Annotated in this window: 18 protein-coding genes; 7 read left to right on the forward strand and 11 right to left on the reverse strand. The window is 72.1% G+C overall.

What is annotated here, in order from left to right; genetic code table 11:
* Positions 1-137: 137 nt before the first annotated feature.
* Positions 138-1,781 carry a cation acetate symporter gene (locus tag ACIRD8_RS31075; protein WP_403998869.1) on the reverse strand — a complete coding sequence of 548 codons (1,644 nt, stop codon included), beginning with the start codon at positions 1,779-1,781 and terminating at the stop codon, positions 138-140.
* Positions 1,778-2,143, reverse strand: a complete 366-nt coding sequence (locus tag ACIRD8_RS31080) for a DUF485 domain-containing protein (RefSeq protein ID WP_403998872.1) — start codon at positions 2,141-2,143, stop codon at positions 1,778-1,780. The genes ACIRD8_RS31075 and ACIRD8_RS31080 overlap by 4 nt, the downstream gene beginning before the upstream one ends.
* A gap of 311 nt (positions 2,144-2,454) precedes the next feature.
* Here ACIRD8_RS31080 and ACIRD8_RS31085 point away from each other — a divergent pair, with 311 nt between their 5' ends.
* A complete protein-coding gene (locus ACIRD8_RS31085; RefSeq protein ID WP_403998875.1) occupies positions 2,455-3,987 on the forward strand; it encodes a S8 family peptidase in 1,533 nt (510 codons plus the stop codon).
* A 69-nt stretch (positions 3,988-4,056) separates the two neighbouring features.
* On the opposite strand, the gene ACIRD8_RS31090 is transcribed toward ACIRD8_RS31085, so the two are convergent.
* From ACIRD8_RS31090 to ACIRD8_RS31105, 4 genes are all read right to left on the reverse strand, one after another.
* Positions 4,057-5,100: a zinc-dependent alcohol dehydrogenase family protein gene (locus tag ACIRD8_RS31090; RefSeq protein ID WP_403998878.1), complete on the reverse strand. Its 1,044-nt coding sequence runs from the start codon at positions 5,098-5,100 to the stop codon at positions 4,057-4,059.
* A gap of 21 nt (positions 5,101-5,121) precedes the next feature.
* On the reverse strand, positions 5,122-5,802 hold the full coding sequence (locus tag ACIRD8_RS31095) for a lysoplasmalogenase (RefSeq protein ID WP_403998881.1): 681 nt from the start codon (positions 5,800-5,802) through the stop codon (positions 5,122-5,124).
* Positions 5,799-6,695 (reverse strand): sterol desaturase family protein, encoded by an 897-nt coding sequence (locus ACIRD8_RS31100; protein WP_403998884.1) that lies wholly within the window; start codon positions 6,693-6,695, stop codon positions 5,799-5,801. Before ACIRD8_RS31100 ends, ACIRD8_RS31095 begins: the two co-directional genes overlap by 4 nt.
* Positions 6,696-6,882: 187 nt before the next feature.
* Entirely contained in the window at positions 6,883-7,602 is a 720-nt protein-coding gene (locus ACIRD8_RS31105; protein ID WP_403998887.1) for a VIT family protein, read from the reverse strand.
* 141 nt (positions 7,603-7,743) lie between these two features.
* Here ACIRD8_RS31105 and ACIRD8_RS31110 point away from each other — a divergent pair, with 141 nt between their 5' ends.
* The 5 genes from ACIRD8_RS31110 to ACIRD8_RS31130 all read left to right on the forward strand — a co-directional run bounded on the left by ACIRD8_RS31110 (position 7,744) and on the right by ACIRD8_RS31130 (position 12,557).
* Entirely contained in the window at positions 7,744-8,751 is a 1,008-nt protein-coding gene (locus ACIRD8_RS31110; protein ID WP_403998890.1) for a DEDDh family exonuclease, read from the forward strand.
* Positions 8,752-8,814: 63 nt separating this feature from the next.
* Positions 8,815-9,048, forward strand: coding sequence for a hypothetical protein (locus ACIRD8_RS31115; protein WP_078492597.1), 234 nt, complete (start codon positions 8,815-8,817; stop codon positions 9,046-9,048).
* Between the two features lie 68 nt (positions 9,049-9,116).
* Positions 9,117-9,929 (forward strand): SURF1 family protein, encoded by an 813-nt coding sequence (locus ACIRD8_RS31120; protein WP_403998893.1) that lies wholly within the window; start codon positions 9,117-9,119, stop codon positions 9,927-9,929.
* Between the two features lie 73 nt (positions 9,930-10,002).
* Positions 10,003-11,796 carry a glycoside hydrolase family 15 protein gene (locus ACIRD8_RS31125; protein WP_403998896.1) on the forward strand — a complete coding sequence of 598 codons (1,794 nt, stop codon included), beginning with the start codon at positions 10,003-10,005 and terminating at the stop codon, positions 11,794-11,796.
* Between the two features lie 5 nt (positions 11,797-11,801).
* Positions 11,802-12,557 (forward strand): SDR family oxidoreductase, encoded by a 756-nt coding sequence (locus ACIRD8_RS31130; protein ID WP_403998899.1) that lies wholly within the window; start codon positions 11,802-11,804, stop codon positions 12,555-12,557.
* A gap of 30 nt (positions 12,558-12,587) precedes the next feature.
* On the opposite strand, the gene amaP is transcribed toward ACIRD8_RS31130, so the two are convergent.
* The 5 genes from amaP to ACIRD8_RS31155 are packed head-to-tail and all read right to left on the reverse strand — an operon-like array spanning position 12,588 to position 14,928.
* Positions 12,588-13,166: an alkaline shock response membrane anchor protein AmaP gene (gene amaP, locus ACIRD8_RS31135; protein WP_403998902.1), complete on the reverse strand. Its 579-nt coding sequence runs from the start codon at positions 13,164-13,166 to the stop codon at positions 12,588-12,590.
* 4 nt (positions 13,167-13,170) lie between these two features.
* Positions 13,171-13,860, reverse strand: a complete 690-nt coding sequence (locus ACIRD8_RS31140) for a DUF6286 domain-containing protein (protein WP_403998905.1) — start codon at positions 13,858-13,860, stop codon at positions 13,171-13,173.
* Positions 13,857-14,213, reverse strand: coding sequence for a hypothetical protein (locus ACIRD8_RS31145; protein WP_403998908.1), 357 nt, complete (start codon positions 14,211-14,213; stop codon positions 13,857-13,859). The genes ACIRD8_RS31140 and ACIRD8_RS31145 overlap by 4 nt, the downstream gene beginning before the upstream one ends.
* A complete protein-coding gene (locus ACIRD8_RS31150; RefSeq protein ID WP_030920082.1) occupies positions 14,210-14,401 on the reverse strand; it encodes a hypothetical protein in 192 nt (63 codons plus the stop codon). The genes ACIRD8_RS31145 and ACIRD8_RS31150 overlap by 4 nt, the downstream gene beginning before the upstream one ends.
* Before the next feature lie 32 nt (positions 14,402-14,433).
* A complete protein-coding gene (locus ACIRD8_RS31155) occupies positions 14,434-14,928 on the reverse strand; it encodes an Asp23/Gls24 family envelope stress response protein (RefSeq protein ID WP_403998912.1) in 495 nt (164 codons plus the stop codon).
* A 93-nt stretch (positions 14,929-15,021) separates the two neighbouring features.
* On the opposite strand from ACIRD8_RS31155, the gene ACIRD8_RS31160 reads away from it, so the two are divergent.
* A complete protein-coding gene (locus tag ACIRD8_RS31160; RefSeq protein WP_403998915.1) occupies positions 15,022-15,726 on the forward strand; it encodes a hypothetical protein in 705 nt (234 codons plus the stop codon).
* The last annotated feature ends 29 nt before the right edge of the window (positions 15,727-15,755 follow it).

Here is a 15,755-nt window from a genome sequence, read left to right on the forward strand (position 1 = left end):
TCGGCGGTTTGCGGTTCCGGTACTTCCGAGACTACGCGAGGCTTCTGACATCGAGGGGGCTCGGTTGCCACGAGGTGCGGCGGGCCCCGTCGTAGATCTCTACGACGGGGCCCCGTCGGGCGCGGCGGGCAGGGCCGTCAGTGGGCTCCGGTGCCGGTGAGGGACTTGACCTCGAGTTCGGCGTACTTGCCCTTGTCCGGCTCTTCCTTGGAGAGGACCGAGCCGACCCAGCCGAGCAGGAAGCCCAGCGGGATGGAGATCAGGCCGGGGTTCTCCAGGGGGAACCAGGCGAAGTCCACGTCCGGGAACATCGAGCTGGCCTTCCCGGAGACGACCGGGGAGAACAGCACGAGGAGCACGGACGAGGCGAGACCGCCGTAGATGGACCAGAGGGCGCCCTGGGTGGTGAAGCGCTTCCAGAAGAGGCTGTAGAGGATGGTCGGCAGGTTGGCCGAGGCGGCGACGGCGAAGGCCAGGGCGACGAGTCCCGCGACGTTGAGGTCGCGGGCCATGGCGCCGAGGCCGATGGAGACGACGCCGATCGCGACGGTGGCCCAGCGGGCCGCGCTCATCTCCTCCTTCTCGGTGGCCTTCCCCTTACGGATGACGTTGGCGTAGATGTCGTGCGCGAAGGAGGACGAGGAGGCGAGGGTGAGGCCCGCGACGACGGCGAGGATCGTCGCGAAGGCGACGGCGGAGATGACGGCGAGCATGACGGCGCCGCCGGTGGTGCCGAGTCCGCCGAGGTATTCGGCGAGCTGAGGCGCCGCCGCGTTGCCCGCCGGGTTCTTCGCCTTGATCTCCTCGGGTCCGATGAGTGCCGCGGCGCCGAAGCCGAGGGCGATGGTCATCAGGTAGAAGGCGCCGATGATGCCGATGGCCCAGTTGACGGACTTACGGGCGGCCTTGGCGGTCGGCACGGTGTAGAAGCGGATCAGGATGTGCGGCAGGCCCGCGGTGCCGAGCACCAGAGCGATGCCGAGCGAGATGAAGTCGAGCTTCGAGGTGCCGGTGGCGCCGTACTTGAGGCCGGGCTCCAGGAACGCGGCGCCGTGGCCGCTCTTCTCCGCGGCGGTGCCGAGCAGGTCGGAGATGTTGAAGTCGAACTTCCACAGGACCATCAGGGTCATCAGCAGCGCGCCCGCGATGAGCAGCACGGCCTTGACCATCTGCACCCAGGTGGTGCCCTTCATGCCGCCGATGGTGACGTAGAGGATCATGAGCACGCCGACCAGCGCCACGATGAGGATCTTGCCCGCGTCGCTGGTGATGCCGAGCAGCAGGGCGACGAGGACGCCGGCGCCCGCCATCTGGGCCAGCAGGTAGAAGATCGACACGATGATGGTGGAGACGCCGGCGGCGGTGCGCACCGGTCGCTGCCGCATCCGGTAGGCGAGGACGTCGCCCATGGTGTAGCGGCCCGAGTTCCGCAGTGGTTCGGCGACCAGCAGCAGGGCGACGAGCCAGGCGACGAGGAAGCCGATGGAGTAGAGGAAGCCGTCGTAGCCGAAGAGCGCGATGGCACCGGCGATGCCGAGGAAGGACGCCGCCGACATGTAGTCGCCGGAGACGGCGAGGCCGTTCTGGAAGGCGGTGAACTGCCGCCCGCCCGCGTAGAAGTCGGACGCGCTCTTGGTCTGCCGGCCGGCCCAGACGGTGATGCCCAGGGTCGCCGCGACGAAGACCGCGAAGAGGGTGATGATCAGCGGCCGGTGCTCGCTCGTCGACGACGTCGACGCGGCGAGCTGGATCACGGCGTGCGAGCTGTGCGCGGCGCTCATGCGTCGGCCTCCAGACGGGACTTGATGGCCGCCGCCTGCGGGTCGAGCTTGTTCGTGGCGTGGCGTGAGTAGAACCAGGCGATGAGGAACGTGGTGGCGAACTGGGCGAGGCCGAAGACGAAGGCGACGTTGAAGTTCGCGAAGACGATCTTGCTCATGAAGTCGTCGGCATAGCTGGACAGCAGCACGTACAGCAGATACCAGGCAATGAAGCCGACGGTCAGCGGAAACGCGAAGGAGCGGTGGGAGCGGCGCAGTTCGGTGAACTCCGGGCTGTTCTGCGCCTCGAGGAACGCTTCGGTCGTGGGCTGGACGGGGCTGCCGTCCTCAGGGCTCTGGGGCGGCGGTGCTTCGGTGGCCACGGATTCTCCTCGCGACGCGGGTGCGGTGGTGGGAACGGTGGATTTCAAGGGGAGTCCTCTGCGTTGTGGGGTTGCGGGGCTCGACGCACGACTCCCTGTGCAACGGCACGGAGAGCGCGGCGAAGCGGTTCACCGCAGGTTGGGTCTTCTCGCACGGGCGCCCGTGGACGCGACTCCCAGAGGTCACACCTCGAACTCACTTGCCCGTATTCGTTGATGCGCCGGGAAGATCAGCGATAACTTCACTGGTCATGTACCGGACCGGACACACAGGTGTCCGGCCCCACCGGCACGGATGATGTGGAGAACCCATGGCTCATCTGGCATCCAGACGGACTCGCGTACTCACGCTGCCCGTCGGACTCGCGCTCACGGCCTCGCTCGGCTTCCTCCCGACGGGGACCGCGGCCGCGGCACCCACGGACGCACCGGCGGCGGCGGTCTCCGCGGACGGCCCCAAGCTGTCGTACGTCGTGAACACCCGGACGGGTCACGACACCGTCAAGCAGGTACGGAAGGCGATATCCGCGGCAGGCGGAACCGTCGTGACGTCGTACGACAAGATAGGCGTCGTCGTCGTCCACTCGCAGAACCCGGACTTCGGCGCGACGATCCGCAAGGCCAAGGGCGTCCAGTCGGCGGGCGCCACGCGCACCAGCCCGATCGTCCCGCAGGCGACGAAGGACATCGGGGTCGAGCAGCCCCTCACCGCCGCCGAGGCGCGGGCGGCGTCGAAGGACGCGGTGGCGGGCCAGGACCCGCTGGAGCCCCTGCAGTGGGACCTGCCCGCCATCAAGGCGGACAAGGCGCACAAGAAGTCGCTCGGCAGCAGCAAGGTCACCGTCGGCGTCATCGACACCGGTGTGGACGACACGCACCCGGACCTGGCCCCGAACTTCGACCGCAAGGCCTCGGTGAACTGCGTCTCCGGCGCCCCGGACACCACGGACGGCGCCTGGCGGCCCGCGGCCGGTGAGAGCGACCACGGCACACACGTCGCGGGCACCATCGCCGCGGCGAAGAACGGCACCGGGGTCACCGGCGTCGCGCCCGGCGTGAAGGTCTCCGGCATCAAGGTGTCCACGCCGGCCGGCTACTTCTACACCGAGGCCGTCGTCTGCGGCTTCGTCTGGGCCGCCGAGCACGGCGTCGACGTGACGAACAGCAGCTACTACACCGACCCGTGGCTGTTCAACTGCAAGAACGACCCCGACCAGGGCGCCCTGGTCGAGGCCGTCACCCGTGCCACCCGCTACGCCGAGGGCAAGGGCGTCGTCAACGTCGCCGCGGCCGGCAACTCCGACCACGACCTGGCCCTCGACGCCATCGAGGACACCACGAGCCCCAACGACTCGACGACGGTCACCCGTACGGTCGACCCGAGTGCCTGCCCCGACATCCCGACCATGCTCCCGGGTGTCGTGACGGTCTCCGCCACCGGTGCGAAGAACCTCAAGTCGTCCTACTCGAACTACGGTCTCGGGGTCATCGACGTGGCCGCCCCCGGCGGTGACTCGACGCGCTACCAGGCACCCGACGCGCCGGCGGACAACGGTCTGATCCTGTCCACCCTGCCCGGCGGCGGATTCGGCTACAAGGCCGGTACGTCGATGGCGTCCCCGCACGTCGCGGGAGTCGCGGCCCTGATCAAGTCGACCCACCCGCACGCCTCGGCGGCCGTGGTGAAGGCGCTGCTGACCCTCCAGGCCGACGCCACCGCGTGCGGTGCGCCGTACGACATCGACGGTGACGGCACCGTCGACGCGGTCTGCCAGGGCGGCAAGCAGTACAACGGCTTCTACGGAGCCGGTGTCGTGGACGCGCTGGACGCCGTCCGCCGGTAGGTGACCAGCCAGGCATGACGGAGGGGCCGGGGACGCACTGTCCCCGGCCCCTCCCGCGTGCGGCTGCCGCTACGGCGTGATGAGGACCTTGAGGGCCGTGCGCTCGTCCATCGCCTTGTAGCCGCCCGGCACCCCGTCGAGCCCGACCGACAGGTCGAAGACCGGCGACGGGTCGATCGTGCCGTCCAGCACGTCGGGGAGCAGCTCCGGGATGTACGTACGCACGGGGGCGACGCCGCCCCGCAGCGCGATGTTCCGGTCGAACATGTCGCCGAGGTCTATCCCGGTGCCGCTGCCGTGCGGGACCCCGACGTATCCGATGGAGCCGCCGTCGCGGACGATGCCGATGGCGGTGCGCATCGACTGCTCGGTGCCGACCGCCTCGATCACCCCGTGGGCGCCCTCTCCCCTGGTCAGCTCCCGTACGGCCGCGAGGGCCGCCTCGCCCCGCTCGGCGACGACGTCGGTGGCGCCGAAGGCACGGGCGATGTCGGTACGGGCCCGGTGCCGGCCCAGGGCGATGATCCGTTCGGCGCCGAGCCGCTTGGCCGCCATGACGCCGCACAGGCCGACCGCGCCGTCACCGACGACGGCGACGGTGCTGCCGGGCTTCACGCCCGCGCCGAGCGCGGCGTGGTGGCCGGTGCCCAGGACGTCGGAGAGGGCCAGGAGCGCGGTGAGCAGCCGGTCGTCGGACGCGGCCGCCGCCGGGAGCCTGACCAGGGTGCCGTCGGCGAACGGGACCCGGACGGCCTCGCCCTGACCGCCGTCGGAGCCGACCGATCCCCAGAAGCCGCCCTGGGGGCAGGAGGTGGTGAGCCCTTCGGCGCAGTACGTGCAGGTGCCGTCGGACCAGACGAAGGGGGCGACGACGAGGTCGCCGACGGCGAAGCCCTTGACCCCGGGGCCCGCCTCCTCGACGACGCCGAGGAATTCGTGGCCGATGCGCTGGCCCGGCTGCCGGGCCGATTCGCCGCGGTAGGCCCACAGGTCACTGCCGCAGATGCAGGCCCGCAGGACCCGCAGGACCACGTCGGTGGGCTGCTGGACCATGGCGTCGGGCACCTCCTCCACACGGATGTCGTGGGGGGCATGGATCACGGTGGCGCGCATGCGTGGGGTTCCTCGCTCGTCTCAGATTCTGATACTCCCCTCACGGTACGCCCCGGGGGCGGCGCCGGTGGAATCCGCTGTTCCGCCGAGCGCCCCCCGCGTGAGCAGGTACTGCGCTGCCAGATAGGTCAGCATGATCCAGAAATCGTGGGCGGGGAGCTGCGGCCGGCCGGCGATGCCGGTGGCGATGAGCGCGTCGGAGAGCAGGAAGAGCGCGCCGCCGAGCGCGGAGTACCGCCCGAGGGCGCCGGCCCGCCAGGCCATGGCCGCGAGCAGCAGGCTGTACCCGGTCAGCGGGATCCGCAGCTCGGCGGGCAGTCCGGGCCACAGGTACACGAGGAAGGCCACGAGGAGGGCCCCGTACGCGAGTCCCGCGGCCGGCCGGAGCCGGGCGCGGCCGAAGAGCAGGAGATAGCAGACGTGCCCCGCCGCGAAGCAGGCCATCCCGGCGAGGAAGGCCGCATCCGAGTCGGGCATCAGCAGGACGTCCCCGCCCCAGCCGCACAGCAGGGCGGCGACGAGCAGCCGGGGGCCGCCGCGCGCGGCCGCGCAGGCGGCGAGCAGGGGCATCAGGAGCGGCTTGGCGACGAGGTGCGCGGTCTGCACCCCGGCCAGCAGTCCGGCGAGATCGACGACGGCCACGGCAAGGAAGGCGACGAGCAGCGGGCGTACGAGCCGGGGCGCCCCCGCGCGGGGCGTCATCCGGTGTGCTCGGTGGCCGCGCGCGGCTGCACGGGGGCGGCCGCGGGGGCGCCCCCGGGGCGCGAGGGCTGCCAGCCCGGTCCGCGGAAGATCCGCCCGGCCCGCTCGCCCCAGGTGGCGGCCGCCCGTACGTCGCGGGCGATGGCGGCGTACTCGTGGGTGGCGACGCGGAAGGGGTTGTGGGTGGCGATGTTCTTGGTGAGCCCGAAGACGGGACGCTCGGTCTCGGCGGCGAAGGAGCCGAAGAGCCGGTCCCAGACGATCAGGATCCCGCCGAAGTTCCGGTCGAGGTACCCGCCCTGCGAGGCGTGGTGGACCCGGTGGTGGGAGGGGGTGTTGAGGACGAACTCGAAGGGCCGGGGCAGTTTGTCGATCCGTTCGGTGTGCACCCCGAACTGGTAGACGAGGTTCGCCGAGGAGCAGAAGGCGAGCGCGGCCGGGTGGACCCCCAGGGCGATGAGCGGGAGGTAGAACGGCCAGGAGGTGAGCGAGGTCCAGGGCTGGCGCAGCGCCGTCGTGAGGTTGAACTTCCGGCTGGAGTGGTGGACGACGTGACAGGCCCAGAGGATCCGGATGACGTGGTGGCCGCGGTGGGACCAGTAGTAGAAGAAGTCCTGGGCGAGCAGCATCAGCAGGACCGTCCACCACAGGACGGGGACGCGCAGCGGGGTCAGCTCGTAGACGGCCGCGTAGATCGCGACGATGGGGATCTTCCACAGCAGGTCGAAGACCAGGCTGCCGAGTCCCATGGTGACGCTGGTGGCGGCGTCCTTGGCGTCGTACCCGGCGGCGTCCTCGTCCGGGTGAAGCCGGTAGGACACCATTTCGAGGACGGTGAGCAGGACGAAGGCCGGGATCGACCACAGCACGACATCGGGCAGGTTCGGCTCCATGCGAGCACCGTAGAGGCGCACGAGGGGCCGGGTATAGATGTTGTTACCGACAAGTATGTGAGATGGGGTGTCATCGGTATTTGGCGGGTTCTGCCAAGAGGGGGCGCCCCGGCGGCCCGGCGCCCCCGGCCCACGGGAAACCGGAACACATCGGCCGGGCAGGGAAGTTGCCCCGCTCCACCCGGGCTCAGACCCCCGCCGCCCCCAGCAGCGCCCCCGCCGCGTAGGTCACCGCCATGGCCACCGCTCCCCCGGCCATGTTCCGCAGCACCGCGCGCCCTGCCGCAGCCTCGCCGAGCCGGGCGCTCCACCACCCCGTGAGGGCCAGGGCCGCGAGCACGGACAGCACGGTGACCGGAAGCCGCGCCGAGGACGGCGGCAGCACGATCGCCAGGAGCGGCAGCAGCGCGCCCACCGTGAAGGCCAGGAAGCTCGCCCCCGCGGCGTGCCACGGGTTGGTCAGTTCGTCCGGGTCGATGCCGAGCTCGACCTCCGCGTGGGCGCGCAGCGCGTCGCGCTGCGTGAGCTGGACGGCGGCCTCCCGGGCGAGCCGGCTGCTCAGCCCCTTCTCCTCCAGCAGCCCGGTCAGCTCGGCGAGCTCGGCCTCCGGGGTCTCCTCGAGCTCCCGTTTCTCCGTCGCCAGTGCGGCCTTCTCCGAATCGCGCTGGGTCGACACCGACACGTACTCGCCCGCCGCCATCGACATGGATCCCGCGAGCAGCCCGGCCAGGCCCGCCGTCAGCAGGGTGGAACGCTCCCCGGTGGCCCCGGCCACGCCGACGACGAGGCCGGCGGTGGAGACCACCCCGTCGTTGGCGCCGAGCACGGCCGCCCGGAGCCAGTTGAGCCGGGTGCCGAGCCCGCCCCGGTGCGGTTCGTCGTGTGTCTGCGCCTGTGTGTCCGTCACCCGGGGAGCGTCTCACCGCACCCTCCCCGGGCGCACTCCGACCCGCCTGCGGGACCCCGCCGTCAACTGCTCCGCGCGGTCCCCGGGTTCGCCGCGGAAGGCGCCCGGATAGGTCACTGTCGGTCCCGGCCCGTATTCTCTGTGACCATGCTCGACGACCGTCAGACCGCAGCGCCGTGGCCGGCCGCGTATCCCCAGGGGTACGCGGTCGTCGACGTGGAGACCACCGGACTCGCCCGCGACGACCGGATAGTGTCCGCTGCGGTGTACCGCCTGGACGCCAGAGGCACCGTCGAGGACCACTGGTACACGCTGGTGAACCCCGAGCGGGATCCCGGCCCCGTCTGGATCCACGGGCTGACCAGCGATGTCCTGGAGGGCGCGCCGCTCTTCCCGGAGGTCGCCGCGGAGTTGTCCGAGCGGCTCGCCGGGCGGGTGCTCGTCGCCCACAACGCCGCCTTCGACTGGTCGATGATCGCCCGGGAGTACGCACGGGCGGCGGTGACCGCGCCCGTCGAGCAGCGTCTGTGCACGATCGCGCTCGCCAAGGAGCTCCGGCTCCCCCTGCCGAACCACAAGCTGGAGTCGCTCGCCGCGCACTTCGGCGTGGTGCAGCAGCGCGCGCACCACGCGCTGGACGACGCGCGGGTGCTGGCGGAGGCGTTCCGGCCCAGCCTGCACGCGGCGGCGAGGGACGGGGTGCGGCTGCCGCTCCTGGAGTGCCGCCCGCTGACGGAGTGGTACGACTCCCCGGTCACCCCGCGCGCCGGCTACCGGCCCGCGCAGGGCCAGGGCAGCTGGCGGCCTTCGCGCAAGCGCCCGGCGTGCCCGTATCCGAACCCCGGACGCTACGAGTCGGACAAACCGCTCATGCAGGGCATGCGGGTGGCCTTCTCCGGGGACACCTCGGTCGACCGGGAGCTCCTGGAGGACCGTGCCGTGGAGGCCGGTCTGCACGTGGCGACCAGCGTGTCGCGGCTGACGAGTCTGCTCGTCACCAACGACCCGGACTCGGCCACGTCCAAGACGGTGAAGGCCAAGTCGTTCGGCACCCCGATCCTGGAGGAGAGCGCCTTCACCCATCTGCTGAGGGACGTGGCACCGGCCGGGACGGTCGCCGTGCCGAGGCCGTCACCGTCATCGGAGTGAACCGGGGGCGACTCGCCCCGCGCCGGCTCGCCCGCCGCCGCCCGGCGTCCCACCCTGTGGCGCATGGCACGTTGTGAGGTTTGCGGAAACGACTACGGGATGTCCTTCGAGGTGCACGCGCAGGGCGCGGTGCACGTCTTCGACTGCTTCTCCTGCGCCATTCACCGCATGGCGCCCATCTGTGAGCACTGCCGGGTCCAGGTCATCGGCCAGGGCGTCGAGGTCGACGGCCACTGGTACTGCGGCGGCCACTGCGCCCGCGCCGAGGGAAGGACGGGCATCGTGGACAAAGTATGACGGGCCCGCCCGTCCGCACGGGGACCCCTCCGTGCCGCACCCCATGACCCCGGTTGTACGGTCATGGGGTGTACCGCTTCCTGTTGACCCGGCAGTGGGTGATCCTCACCCTCCTCGTCCTCGCGATGATTCCCACGATGGTGGAGCTGGGTTTCTGGCAGCTGCACCGGCATGAACACCGCGTCGAGCAGAACGCGCTGATCACCCGGAACCTCGAGGCGGCGCCGGTCCCCGTCACCCGTCTCACCTCTCCCGGGCACACGGTCCCGCGCTCCGACTACTGGCGTGCCGTGAAGGCCACCGGGACGTTCGACACCGAGCACGAGGTCGTCGTACGCCGCCGTACCTCGCAGGACGAGCGCATCGGCGTCCTGGTCCTCACCCCGCTGAACCTCAAGGGCGGCGGCACCGTCCTGGTGAACCGCGGCTGGGTCCCGGCCGCGGAGGACCAGCAGGCCTTCCCCGAGGTCCCCGCCCCGCCGCGCGGCGAGGTCACGGTCACGGGCCGGCTCAAGGCGGACGAGACGACGAGCGCCAGTGGCATCAAGGACCTCGAAGGGCTGCCCGACCGCCAGGTGATGCTGATCAACAGCTCCCAGCAGTCGCATCTGCTCGGCCGCCCCGTCCTCGGCGGGTACGTCGAGCTGACCGCCCCCGAACCGGCCGACAACAGCCCCGAGACGATCGCCGCCCCCGACGACAGCTCCATCGGCCCCCACATGGCGTACGCCGTCCAGTGGTGGCTCTTCGCCGCCGGCGTCCCCGTCGGCTGGGTGATTCTCGTACGCCGTGAGAAGCGTGACCGCGAGGAGGCCGCCGCGGACGACGACGGGGACAAGGACGGGGACACGGCGGCGCAGCCGGAGCCGGCGACCGCGTAGCCCCGGGCCGCGCCCGTCTGTTCGTACGGCTTCGGCTGCTTAGCGGGGCTCAGGTTCGGGAAGACGCCAGAGCGTGACCCCACGCATCGAGGACTACGCCATCATCGGCGATCTCCAGACCGCCGCTCTGGTCGGCAGGAACGGTTCTGTCGACTGGCTCTGTCTGCCCCGCTTCGACTCGGGCGCCTGCTTCGCGGCGCTGCTCGGCGACGAGGACAACGGCCACTGGCGCATCGCCCCCCAGGGCACGGACAGCACGGACACCTGCACCCGGCGCGCCTACGTGGAGGACTCCCTGGTCCTGGAGACCTTCTGGGAGACCAGGACCGGGACGGTCAAGGTCATCGACTTCATGCCGCAGCGCGACAAGGCCCCCGACGTCATGCGGATCGTCGAGGGCGTCAGCGGCAGCGTCGACATGAGCTCCGTCCTGCGGCTGCGGTTCGACTTCGGCTCCGTGGTCCCGTGGATGCGCCGCTCGCACGGCCACCGGGTGGCGGTCGCGGGCCCCGACTCCGTCTGGCTGCGCAGCGAGCCGGCGGTGAAGACGTGGGGCCAGCAGTTCAGCACCTGCTCCTCCTTCACGGTCGCCGAGGGCGAGAGCGTGGCGTTCGTCCTCACCTGGCACCCCTCGCACTCCCCCCGCCCGAAGCTGATCGACCCTCACAAGTCGCTGAAGCACACCCTCACCGACTGGGCGAAGTGGGCGGCCCGCTGCACCTACCACGGCAAGCACCGGCAGGCGGTGCTCCGCTCCCTGATCACCCTGAAGGCGCTCACCTACGCCCCCACCGGCGGGATCGTGGCGGCCCTGACGACCTCGCTCCCCGAGGAGATCGGCGGCGTACGGAACTGGGACTACCGCTACTGCTGGCTGCGGGACTCCACCCTCACCCTGGCCGCCATGATCTCGGTCGGCTACATGGAGGAGGCCGCCGCCTGGCGGGACTGGCTGCTGCGGGCCGTGGCCGGTGACCCCGCCGACCTCCAGATCATGTACGGGCTGGCCGGCGAGCGAAGACTCCCCGAGACCGAGCTGTCGTGGCTGCGGGGCTACGAGAACTCCCTGCCCGTCCGGACCGGCAACGCGGCGGTGCGGCAGCAGCAGCTCGACGTGTACGGCGAGGTCATCGACTCGCTCAGACTGGCCCGTGACGCCGGGCTCCACGACAAACCGCACGCCTGGAACCTCCAGCTGAGCCTGCTCGGCTTCCTGGAGTCCACCTGGCGCGAGGCGGACGAGGGCCTGTGGGAGGTCCGCGGGCAGCGCCGCCACTTCGTGCACTCCAAGGTGATGGCCTGGGTCGCCGCCGACCGCGCGGTGCGCACCCTGGAGGAGAACCCCGGGCTGCCGGGCGACGCCGACCGGTGGCGGGCGATGCGGGACGCCGTGCACGCGGAGGTCTGCGAGAAGGGCTACGACCCCGTGCGCAACACCTTCACCCAGTACTACGGCTCCGAGGAGCTGGACGCCTCGACGCTGCTCATCGTGCGCACCGGCTTCCTGCCGCCCAGCGACCCCCGGGTGACGGGGACCGTCGACGCGGTGCGCCGCGAGCTCGCCCACGACGGTCTGATCCGCCGCTACAGCACCGAGGGCGGGTCGGTCGACGGTCTCCCCGGCGACGAGGGGGCCTTCATCGCCTGCTCGTTCTGGCTGGTCGACGCCCTGACCCGGACGGGCCGCAGGGACGAGGCGGAGGAGCTCTTCGAACGGCTGCTGGAGCTGCGCAACGACGTGGGCCTGCTGGCCGAGGAGTACGACCCGGTGGCCCGGCGCCAGCTCGGCAACTACCCGCAGGCGTTCAGCCACATCGGCCTGGTGAACAGCGCGGTCGACCTCGCCGGTGAGGACTTGGCAGGATAGGACCCATGGATCTTGGACTGAAGGACCGTGTGTACATCGTCACCGGGGCCACCCGCGGGCTGGGCAACGCCACCGCGCGTGCCCTCGCCGCCGACGGTGCGAAGGTGATCGTCTCCGGCCGTGACGAGAAGACGGCCGCCGAGGCCGCGGCGGAGCTGGGCCCCGACGCGGTCGGGATCGGCTCGGACAACGCCGACCCGCTGGCCGCCCGGCGGCTGGTGGACGCCGCGAAGGAGCACTTCGGCCGGCTGGACGGCATTCTCATCAGCGTCGGCGGCCCGGCCCCGGGCTTCGTCGCCGACAACACGGACGACCAGTGGCAGTCGGCCTTCGAGTCGGTCTTCCTCGGCGCCGTACGCCTGGCCCGTACGGCGGCCGAATCGCTCGGCGAGGGCGGTGTCATCGGCTTCGTCCTGTCCGGATCGGTGCACGAGCCGATCCCCGGCCTGACCATCTCCAACGGGCTGCGCCCCGGCCTGGCCGGCTTCGCCAAGTCCCTGGCCGACGAGCTGGGCCCGCGCGGCATCCGCGTCGTCGGGGTGCTGCCGGCCCGGATCGACACGGACCGGGTGCGCGAGCTGGACGCGCTGTCCGGCGACGCGGAGGCGTCCCGTACGGCCAACGAGGCGCGCATCCCGCTGCGCCGCTACGGCACCCCGGAGGAGTTCGGGAAGACCGCGGCCTTCCTGCTCTCCCCGGCCGCCTCCTATCTGACGGGCATCATGGTGCCGGTCGACGGCGGCGCCCGGCACGGTTTCTGACGGCGGTCCGGCGGCCCGCCGCGGGGCCTTTCAGGTCACCCGCTCCGCGCGGTGCTTGACCGCCCTCAGCCGGACCTCGGCGGGCAGTTCGTCCAGCCCGGCCGAGGTCCGCGCGTGGGTCAGCGCCCCCTCGGAGACGCCGCGCAGCACCAGTCCCGGGGCCGCGTGGGGCTCCATCAGCATCCGGATCCGGGCCCGCGGGGCGGTACGCCGGCCGGTCAGCGTGGCGCTGGCGTCGGACACCCCGTCCAGGGCCCCGGCCTCGTCACCGATCACACCCTCCAGGGCCTTGCCGCGCAGCAGCGCACCCTCGCCGTCCCCGCTGTCGACCAGCACCTCGGCCAGGCGCCCGCGGCGCAGCTGGGCGAGGAGCCACCACAGCGCGAGGACCACCAGGACGGCGAGGACCGCGATGACGGTGGGCCACCACCAGCCCTCGTCCCGCCACCTGGTCCGGTCGGCCTTGCTCAGCAGCACGTCGTTCCTGGAGTCGAAGGGCCACCAGGAGGGGGCGGACCAGCCGAGCCCGGTCGCCAGGACGGCACCGCCGAGGACGAGGAGGACGAGTCCTGCCAGGCCGAGCAGGACCCGGTTGACGGTTCTGATCACGGGGTCACCCCTTCTTCGCCGGCCGGCGCACGTGCACGGAGAGGCCCGGCGGCCGTGCCAGGCCCAGTTCGCTGATGGCCTGGGACAGGACGGTGTCCAGGTCGGCCCTGACGTCGTCGAGTTCACGGAAGTGCGAGAGGGCGCGCACGGTCGCCTTGCGCCGGCTCATCTTCACCCGCACGGACTGCACACCGGCCACCTCCACGGCCCGGTCGCGCAGGACGAGTGCGGCGGCGGTCCGGTCGAGCCCGGCCCGTACACCGGAGTGACGGCGGCTCATGGGCAGCAGGGCGCGCAGCCCGGGGGTGAGGGCCAGGACGAGGAGCCAGAGGCCCAGTGCGGCCGCCAGCGCCGATCCCGCGAGGACCCATACGTCGTCGAGGTGACGGCTCGCCAGGTCGTCGGCGGTGGTGCGCCGCCACTGCATGGCCGGGTGGTCGGCCCGCACGGCGGCGACGTCGTACAGCAGGAGGCCGGCGCCGCCGAGCACGATCAGGGCGACCAGCGCCGCGGGGATCCTGCGCCCGGACCAGAAGCGGCCCGCCCTGCCGCCCGGCTGCTCCGGCGCGGCGGCAGGTTCGTAGCTGGAGCCCGACGCGGACTGGTCCATCTCCAGCACGCCGCCGCCGGGCTGTGCCGACTCGACGGTGGGCAGGCGCCGCGTGGCGTTCTCCGGGTCCTGGGGCTCGGTCATCGGATGCTCCCCTCCGGTGCGGTGCCCGCTGCCGACCGGTGCAGCCGTTCGACCTGCACCGCCACTTCGGGCACTTCCATGCCCGCCAGGGCTCTTACCCGCTCACCGACGCGGCGACGCACCGCGCCGCACTGACGGCCGATGTCGCAGGGGTAGGCGAGGTCGAGGATGACCCGCACCCGCGCGGTGTCGCGGTGCACGGTGACGGTGGCACGCGGCGCGTCGGCGTCCTTGGGCGGCCGCTCGTCCACGGCCTCCTTGGCCGCCTGCGCGGCGATCTTCGCGACGACCCGGTCGGCGATCCGGGTCTGTCCGCGCTCGGCGGCGCCGACCCGGTCTGTCACCCCCGTCACCGTCGCCGGTCGCCGCGCTCGCGACTCCGGAAGAAGTCGCCGGGTTCAAGGTCGCCGTCCAGGAAGCGGCCGGCGATGAAGCCGACCGCGCCCAGCGCGGCCACCAGCAGAAAGGCCCCGAAGCCGCCGAAGTAACCGGCGAAACCGAGCGCCATGCCGGCCACCAGGCCGACCACAGCCATGCTCATCGTGTGCTCCTCAACTGCCGCGCGGGGAAGGCCTACTGGACGCGTGACTCGGACTCGTCCTCGTCGTCCTCCTCGTCGGGCAGCTTGACGTCGCTCACGGCGATGTTGACCTCGACGACTTCCAGTCCGGTCATCCGCTCGACCGCCGCGATGACGTTCTCGCGCACATCGCGGGCCACCTCGGAGATCGCCACGCCGTAGTCGACGACGATCTCCAGGTCGAGGGCCGCCTGCGATTCACCGACCTCCGCCTTGACGCCGCGGGACACGGACTTGCTGCCGCCGGGGACCCGGTCGCGCACGGCGCCGAACGTCCGGGAGATGCCGCTGCCCATGGCGTGGACGCCGACGACGTCGCGTGCCGCCATCCCGGCGATCTTCTCGACCACGCCGTCGGCGATGGTGGTACGGCCGCGCGTCGCGGGGGCTCCCCCGCCGCGCTTGCTGAACTGGCTCTGCCTGCCGTCGTCCCCGCCGGTCACACTGCCGGGGCTGTCGGGCCGGTTCCGCTGTGGGCTCTCGGTCATCGCCGCTCTTCCCTTCGGGGCGGGTTGAACTTCCGTGGCCCACAGTAAGTGCGCTTGCCCCGTCCCGCGCCGTGGATGGGGCAGGGTGGAGCAATGACAACGGCTGACAGCCCGCACCGGGCCGAGGGATGGACGTCTGCGGTACGCCAACGGCTCGGCCTGGGCAGATTGCTCCCTCTGGGCGGCCCCGCCGACGGTTCCTGGATCGCGGAACGAGCAGCCGCAGCGGTACTGCGCGACGCCACGGCGGGAACGGGCGCGGCACTGGGGAAGCTCAGGATCGCCCCGGCCGACGAGGACGGCGCCCCGGAGCCGGTGGTGCCGGGGCCTCCCAGCGCGCTGCGGCCCGGACCGCTGCGGATCGAGGCCGGCTTCGCGGCGACGGCGCGGCGGCCCCTGCCCACCACGGCGGACGCCTTGCGCGCGGCCCTGCTGGCCGCGGCGGCCCAGCGGCTCGGTCTGGTGGTCGACGAGGTGGACCTCCGGGTGACGGAGCTGCTGGAGGAGGAGCCCCGCCCCGCCCCGGAGCCGCCCGCCGACGTCCTCGCGGCCGATCCCGCCGGGACCGCCGATCCGGCCGGGACCGCGGCGGCCGGGGTTCCGGGCGTCGTCGCGCTGACCCGGGTGCTGGGCAGCGCCGTGCAGCACACGGAAGGGCATGTCCGGGTGGAGCTCGCGACGGCCGGGGACCACCGGGCGCTGGATGTGGCGCGGGCGGTGCGCGGCGCGGTGGCCGACGCGGTGGAGGGCCGCCCGACGGTCGCCGTGCTGGTCACCGCGGTCGTGGACCGGAACTGACACCGCCCCTCGCGGTGCGGCGAGGGGCG

Origin of the sequence: Streptomyces sp. NPDC102451, from assembly GCF_044765485.1 — a bacterium.
GTDB lineage: Bacteria > Actinomycetota > Actinomycetes > Streptomycetales > Streptomycetaceae > Streptomyces.

Bases quoted from the DNA above. Each gene is read 5' to 3' on its own strand.
- ACIRD8_RS31075 (WP_403998869.1), bottom strand. From the start codon at position 1,781: ATGAGCGCCGCGCACAGCTCGCACGCCGTGATCCAGCTCGCCGCGTCG.
- ACIRD8_RS31085 (WP_403998875.1), top strand. From the start codon at position 2,455: ATGGCTCATCTGGCATCCAGACGGACTCGCGTACTCACGCTGCCCGTC.
- ACIRD8_RS31090 (WP_403998878.1), bottom strand. From the start codon at position 5,100: ATGCGCGCCACCGTGATCCATGCCCCCCACGACATCCGTGTGGAGGAG.
- ACIRD8_RS31095 (WP_403998881.1), bottom strand. From the start codon at position 5,802: ATGACGCCCCGCGCGGGGGCGCCCCGGCTCGTACGCCCGCTGCTCGTC.
- ACIRD8_RS31100 (WP_403998884.1), bottom strand. From the start codon at position 6,695: ATGGAGCCGAACCTGCCCGATGTCGTGCTGTGGTCGATCCCGGCCTTC.
- ACIRD8_RS31115 (WP_078492597.1), top strand. From the start codon at position 8,815: ATGGCACGTTGTGAGGTTTGCGGAAACGACTACGGGATGTCCTTCGAG.
- ACIRD8_RS31130 (WP_403998899.1), top strand. From the start codon at position 11,802: ATGGATCTTGGACTGAAGGACCGTGTGTACATCGTCACCGGGGCCACC.
- ACIRD8_RS31140 (WP_403998905.1), bottom strand. From the start codon at position 13,860: ATGACCGAGCCCCAGGACCCGGAGAACGCCACGCGGCGCCTGCCCACC.
- ACIRD8_RS31150 (WP_030920082.1), bottom strand. From the start codon at position 14,401: ATGAGCATGGCTGTGGTCGGCCTGGTGGCCGGCATGGCGCTCGGTTTC.
- ACIRD8_RS31155 (WP_403998912.1), bottom strand. From the start codon at position 14,928: ATGACCGAGAGCCCACAGCGGAACCGGCCCGACAGCCCCGGCAGTGTG.
- ACIRD8_RS31160 (WP_403998915.1), top strand. From the start codon at position 15,022: ATGACAACGGCTGACAGCCCGCACCGGGCCGAGGGATGGACGTCTGCG.